Below are 6421 nucleotides of genomic sequence, written 5' to 3' on the forward strand. Positions count from 1 at the left end.
CCATACCCACCCAAGCAATGCGGAGTGACAGGATGCCGGGAGGCACAGGGCAATTGGAACTCCCCCCCCCCCCCCCCCCCCCCCACCCCCCCTCCCCCCCCCCCCCCCCCCCCCCCCTTCCCCCGCGTGCGCGCCTCCCGGAACCGCCGGAAAAACCCCTCACGGCGCCCCGCCCCGGAAGGACCGGCGACCGCCTCGGAAGAACCCTCGGAAGAACCCTCAGAAGAACACCGACCGCCGCTGGACCAGCAGCTTGTACAGCGTGTGCTGGATCTGCTCCCGCACCTGGTCGGTCAGGTTGAACATCAGCATCGGGTCCTCCGCCGCTTCCAGCGGGTACCCGTCCGTCGGGATCGCCTCCCCGAACTGGATGGTCCACTTCGTGGGCAGCGGGATCGCACCGAGCGGTCCCAGCCACGGGAAGGTCGGCGTCAGCGGGAAGTACGGGAAACCCAGCAGCCTCGCGAGCGTCTTCGCGTTGCCGATCATCGGATAGATCTCCTCCGCCCCGACGATCGAGCACGGGACGATCGGGACGCCCTGGCGCAGCGCGGTGGACACGAACCCGCCCCGGCCGAACCGCTGGAGCTTGTACCGCTCCCCGAAGGGCTTGCCGATGCCCTTGAAGCCCTCCGGCATCACCCCCACCAGCTCCCCCTGGGCGAGGAGGCGTTCGGCGTCCTCCGCGCAGGCCAGGGTGTGCCCGAGCTTGCGGGCGAGCTCGTTCACCACCGGCAGCACGAACACCAGGTCGGCCGCGAGCAGCCGCAGGTGGCGGTCGGCCGGATGATGGTCGTGCACGGCGACCTGCATCATCAGGCCGTCCAGCGGCAGCGTCCCGGAGTGGTTGGCGACGATCAGGGCGCCGCCCCGGGACGGGATGTTCTCGATGCCCTTCACCTCCACCCGGAAGTACTTCTCGTACACCGGGCGCAGCAGGGACATCAGGACCTGGGTGGTGAGTTCCTCGTCGTAGCCGAAGTCGTCGACCTCGTACTCCCCGGTGAGGCGGCGGCGCAGGAAGGCCAGACCGCTCGCGACGCGCCGTTCCAGCCCGCCGGTGCCGTCACCGGCCGGCGGCGGGGACGGCTCCCCCTCCCGGGGCATGGCGGCGTCCTCCTCCGCGGACGCCACGCCCGGCAGGGGCTGCACCTCCCCCACCGCCGCGGGCTGCGTGCCCGGGCGCCGGCTCCCCGCACCGCCCCGGCGGCGCGACGGGCGCTGCGCGGCGCCCCCACGGGAGCGGTCGTCGTCGAACGGAATGACCTTGGCGTCCGCCATCGTTGCTGCGCTCCTCAGTTGGCGCTCTGCGTCGGGCTCTGCGTCGGGGGGTGGCCGCCGCCCGGGCTGCCCGGCAGGGAAAGCGCGGCGATCCGGTCGACGGCCCTCGCGAGGGCCTCGGGCGGAAGCAGCCCGGGGCCGCGGCTGCGCACGAAGTCCCCAAACGTTTCCGCAGTCGTGTACTTCGGAGTGAAGCCCAGCGTCTCGCGCATCTGGTCCGTCGCCACCACCCGTCCGTGCGTGAGCAACCGGATCTGCTCGGGCGAGAAGTCCGTCATCCCCAGCGTACGCACCAGCGACCCCGCCCAGGTGACCGCGGGGAGCAACAGGGGGACGGTGGGCCGGCCGAGCCGCCGGGAGCACTGGGAGAGCAGCAGGACGCCGTCGCCGGCGATGTTGAAGGTACCGCTGTTGAGCGTGGAGCGCCTCGGTTCGTGCGAGCCGATCCGCAGCACCTCGATCACGTCGTCCTCGTGCACGAACTGCAGCCGCGGATCGTAGCCGAACACGGTCGGCAGGACCGGGAGCGAGAAGTACGCGGCGAGCGGGCTGTCCGCGGTGGGGCCCAGGATGTTGGCGAACCTCAGCACGCACACCGCGACGTCCGGACGGCGGCGCGCGAACCCGCGCACGTAGCCCTCGACCTCGACCGTGTCCTTCGCGAAGCCGCCGCTGGGCAGCGACTTGGGCGGGGTCGTCTCGCCGAAGACCGCCGGATCACGGGGCGCGGAACCGTAGACGTTCGTACTGGACTTCACGACCAGCCGCTTGACCTGCGGGGACTTCTGACAGGCACCGAGCAGCTGCATGGTGCCGATGACGTTGGTCTCCTTGAGCGCGGCCCGGCCGCCGCTGCCGAGCGGCGTGCCCGTGACGTCGAGGTGGACGACCGTGTCGGCACCCGTCTCGGCGAGCACCCGCGCGATGGTGGGCTGGCGGATGTCGGCCTGGACGAAGTCGGCGCCGCCCAGGTGGTGCTCGGGCGGGACCGCGTCCACCGCGACGACCCGCTCCACCTCGGGATCACGCTGGATCCGCCGGACGAAACGGCCCCCCAGCTGGCGGGCCACTCCGGTCACGAGCACGACCTTTCCCAAGATCAGCGCCTTCCTCTCGCCCTGTCCCCGACGGTCAACTTAGCGGGTCGCCGTCGCTCTGCGGTGTCCACCCGACGCGTGAAGTGACGACGGCCCCGGACGTACGAACGCACCGGGCCGGGCGCCCCGCCGCCCGGGAGCGCCGAGAACGCCCGAGGGAGCTTCGAGGGCGTCCGGGGGACCGGGGACCCTGGAGAACACCCGGGAACCCCGCAGACGCCCGGGAAAACCCCGAAAACCCCCGCGAGACGGCAGTGGCCCCCCACCGGAGTGCGGTGGGGGGCCACTGGACACGCTTCCGCGGCGTCGCTTACTTCTTGTTGCGACGCTGAACGCGCGTGCGCTTGAGCAGCTTGCGGTGCTTCTTCTTGGCCATCCGCTTGCGCCGCTTCTTGATAACAGAGCCCACGACTACCCTCGCTCACTTCTCATCACTCGGTGTTTGGGCGCCATGGGCCCACACGACCTACGAGGGGCTAGCCTACCCGCCCGAGCGCTGAGGTCGTAATCGAGGTGACCGGGGAGCCCCACGAGTGCCCCGAACAGGACTCCCCGACGCGCCGTCAGGCGGTTTCCACCCCCACATAGCTCTCGCGGAGGTAGTCGTGAACCGCTTGCTCGGGGACGCGGAAGGACCGCCCCACCCGGATCGCGGGCAGATGACCACTGTGCACCAACCGGTACACGGTCATCTTCGACACTCGCATCACCGAGGCGACCTCCGCCACGGTAAGGAACTGAACCTCGTTCAGAGGCCTTTCGCCAGCTGCAGCCATGACACACCTGCACCTTCCGCACTCGACGGCCACCGGCTTCCCCTTCCGGTGACTCTTCGTCGCTGCGTGCTCACTCCCCAATGTAGGGGCGGGTGATGCGAGTGGGGAAGAGGTGCACCCATCGGCGGCCTACTGCGACAGACACGCCCGTTTGAGTACGTAGCGGGTCAGCGGCAGGTAGTGACCGGACCGCGCCCCGTCGTCAAGTGGAACGACGAGGGACACGACACCCTCGGCCTCCCCGACGAACGGGGCCGGGTCGTTCACATCGGCCAGCGCGACGGCCTCGAACCCCAGCTGACCTGCCCCGCAGACCCATCCGTGGTCCCCGATCACCAGCTCCGGAAGCGGCCCGCCGACCGCCGCGGCCGCGTCGAGCGCGGCCCGAACCGGGAGGGGGGAGTGCGTGTGTGCGCCGGGCTCACAACCGGGGCGTTGCGGGGCGGCCCCGCGGACGAGCCCGACTCCCCGTACGTAGTCGAGGTTGTACGTACGTAGACCGAACCGGGTCGTTATGTCGACACAGCGACCCTGCGCCGGGGTGAGGACGGCACATCCCGCCGCCGACAGCGCGTCTGCCAGAGCGGCGTAGAAACCGAGCAGCCGATGCGGGTGACCGGTGCCGAGAAGCACGGGCGCACCCCGACGGGCGACGGCCGCCAGCCGCCCCGCGCAGGCGTCCAGGGCGGCCAGGGTCCGCTCGGGGTCGATCACCTCCTGGCCGGAAGTACGGCCGGGGTCGGCCGAGACCCCGCACCTCCGCGCCATCAGCGCGAGCAGCTCCCGCTCCTCCCAGGCCCCCTCGGGATCCAGGCCGATCAGCACCCGGGGGTCCCGGGCGGCGAACAGCCGGTAGCTCCGCAGGCTCTCCTCCCGCGTGGTGCCCACGACCCCGGCGAGCCGGGCGGCCAGGAGGTGGGCACGGAGGTCGGCGGTGGTCGGCACGGACACGATGGTGCGGGACACGGGGGCGGGACGTGCCCGGAACCGGCGAACACCGCACGGTCGGCGTAACGGCCCCACGGCCCCGCACCCTCCGGCACCCGCCCCCGGGCTCCCCGGACCCGCGCGCCCGGGCCCCGGCCCCCTGGCCTACGCCAGCAGCCCCCGCAGCGGGAACACCGCGCGCCGCGCCGCCAGGATCGCCTGGTCCAGGCGGTCCGCCGGGTCGTACCCCGCGTCCCACGCCGCCCAGGAGACCGGCCACCGCCCGTCGGTCATCCGCCGCGGCGCCGGCTGCCGGGTCCGGGCGTAGACCTCCTGCCGCCAGCTCTCGGGGATCATCGTCGTGGGCTCCACGGGCCGTCCGGCCGCGATCCCCACCAGGTGGGCCCAGGACCGCGGCACGACCTCCACCACCGCGTACCCGCCGCCGCCCAGCGCCACCCACCGCCCGTCGGCGTACGTGTGCGCCAGCTCGTGGCAGGCCGTCTGCACCGCGCGCTGGGCGTCCAGCGACACCGCCAGATGCGCCAGCGGGTCCTCGAAGTGCGTGTCGGCCCCGTGCTGCGTCACCAGCACCTGCGGCCGGAACTGGGCGAGCAGCTCCGGCACGACGGAGTGGAACGCCCGCAGCCATCCGGCGTCCCCGGTCCCGGCCGGCAGGGCCACGTTGACCGCGCTGCCCTCCGCGGTCTCCGCCCCCGTCTCCTCCGGCCACCCGGTCTGCGGGAACAGCGTCCGCGGATGCTCGTGCAACGAGATCGTCAGCACCCGCGGGTCCTCCCAGAACGCCGCCTGCACCCCGTCCCCGTGGTGCACGTCGACGTCGACGTACGCGACCCGCTCGGCGCCCAGCTCCAGCAGCCGGGCGACGGCCAGCGAGGCGTCGTTGTACACGCAGAAACCGGAGGCGGCCCCCGGCATCGCGTGGTGCAGCCCGCCCGCGAAGTTCACCGCGTGCAGGGCGTCCCCGTGCCACACGGCCTCCGCCGCCCCCACCGACTGCCCGGCGATCAGCGCCGACACCTCGTGCATCCCGGCGAACGCGGGATCGTCGATCGTCCCCAGCCCGTACGACCGGTCCGCGGCCCCCGGGTCCGCGGAGGCGGCCTTCACCGCGTCGATGTAGTCCTGCCGGTGGACGAGCCGCAGCGTCGACTCCCCGGCCGTCTTCGCCGCGACCACCTCCACCTCGCGGTCGAGCCCGAGGGCCCCGACCAGACTCCGGGTCAGGGCGAGCCGGACCGGGTCCATCGGATGGTCCCGGCCGAAGTCGTAGCCCGTTACTGCCTCGTCCCACATCAGCTGTGCGCGGCCGCTCATGCCCGCCACCGTATCGGTCCGGCCGAAGCACGGAGGTGCTTCGCACTCCAGTGGGACACCGCCGGTCCCCGATGCACGCCACCGTCATCACCAGGTGCGACGGCACCGGCCGCCCGAGCCCGACGGCCGCGCCCTCCGGCCGCGACCACCGCAGCACCCGGCTCGGCGGTGCCCGCTTCACCGGCCGCTCCGTCGCGGGACTCCCGGCACCGGCCGGGACCGGCACGGCGGTCCGAGGAGGAACCCGGTTCAGCTCTCGTCGAGCAACGCGGCCAACTCGCACATGTCGCCGAAGAGTCGCGTGGCCCCGGTCAGCTTCTCCGCGGGCGTCATCGCGGTGAACCCGTACACGTCCATCCCGGCCGCGACCGCCGCCCGGACGCCCAGCGGGCTGTCCTCGACGACCACGCACCGGTCGGGTGCGACCCCCATCCGCTCGGCCGCGTACAGGAACAGGTCCGGCGCCGGCTTCCCCCGCCCCACGTCCTGCGAACTGAAGATCCTCGCATCGTCGAACCACCGGTCGAGCCCCGTCGTCCGATGCCCCACCCGGATCCGCTCGTGGCTTCCGGAGGAGGCCACGCAGTACGGCACCGCGTCCGCGGTCAGCTTCTCGAGTACGTCCACGGCCCCCACCACCGGCTTCAACTCCCGCTCGAAGGCGGCGAAGACCCGGGCGTGGAACACGTCGTCGAAGTCCGCCGGCAGCTGCTGCCCGGTCCGCTCCGCGATGAGATCGTGCACACGGTGCATGGCGGAACCCATGTAGTCGCGGATGGAGTCCTCGTACGAGGTCGGGTGCCCCAGCTCGGTGAGGTGGGCAGCCAGAAGCCGATTGGAAATCGGTTCGCTGTCGACGAGAACACCGTCGTTGTCGAAGATGACGAGGTCGTAGCGCATATCTCGACCCTAAACGCAGAAGACCCCGCACCATATCGGTGCGGGGTCTCCCCAACAATTGTTCGGCGGCGTCCTACTCTCCCACAGGGTCCCCCCTGCAGT

7 protein-coding genes are annotated in these 6421 nt (G+C 72.1%); all 7 read right to left on the bottom strand.

Going from position 1 to position 6421, the window contains the following annotated elements:
- Positions 1 to 219 precede the first annotated feature (219 nt).
- Positions 220 to 1281 carry a lysophospholipid acyltransferase family protein gene (locus tag ACZ56B_RS32480; RefSeq protein ID WP_468798578.1) on the bottom strand — a complete coding sequence of 354 codons (1062 nt, stop codon included), beginning with the start codon at positions 1279 to 1281 and terminating at the stop codon, positions 220 to 222.
- A 14-nt stretch (positions 1282 to 1295) separates the two neighbouring features.
- The gene (locus ACZ56B_RS32485) at positions 1296 to 2378 is read right to left on the bottom strand and encodes an NAD-dependent epimerase/dehydratase family protein (RefSeq protein ID WP_468798581.1); all 1083 of its coding nucleotides are present in this window, start codon (positions 2376 to 2378) and stop codon (positions 1296 to 1298) included.
- Between the two features lie 310 nt (positions 2379 to 2688).
- On the bottom strand, positions 2689 to 2787 hold the full coding sequence (locus ACZ56B_RS32490) for a 30S ribosomal protein bS22 (RefSeq protein WP_003948845.1): 99 nt from the start codon (positions 2785 to 2787) through the stop codon (positions 2689 to 2691).
- A gap of 154 nt (positions 2788 to 2941) precedes the next feature.
- Complete coding sequence (locus tag ACZ56B_RS32495; protein ID WP_019981034.1) at positions 2942 to 3154, bottom strand: helix-turn-helix domain-containing protein; 213 nt, start codon at positions 3152 to 3154, stop codon at positions 2942 to 2944.
- Positions 3155 to 3283: 129 nt separating this feature from the next.
- Positions 3284 to 4099 (bottom strand): phosphatase, encoded by an 816-nt coding sequence (locus ACZ56B_RS32500; protein ID WP_468798584.1) that lies wholly within the window; start codon positions 4097 to 4099, stop codon positions 3284 to 3286.
- A gap of 147 nt (positions 4100 to 4246) precedes the next feature.
- On the bottom strand, positions 4247 to 5419 hold the full coding sequence (locus tag ACZ56B_RS32505; protein WP_468798587.1) for an acetoin utilization protein AcuC: 1173 nt from the start codon (positions 5417 to 5419) through the stop codon (positions 4247 to 4249).
- 249 nt (positions 5420 to 5668) lie between these two features.
- Positions 5669 to 6319, bottom strand: coding sequence for an HAD family hydrolase (locus ACZ56B_RS32510; RefSeq protein ID WP_468798590.1), 651 nt, complete (start codon positions 6317 to 6319; stop codon positions 5669 to 5671).
- Between the last annotated feature and the right edge of the window lie 102 nt (positions 6320 to 6421).

The organism is Streptomyces sp. NPDC034670 (genome assembly GCF_055574875.1).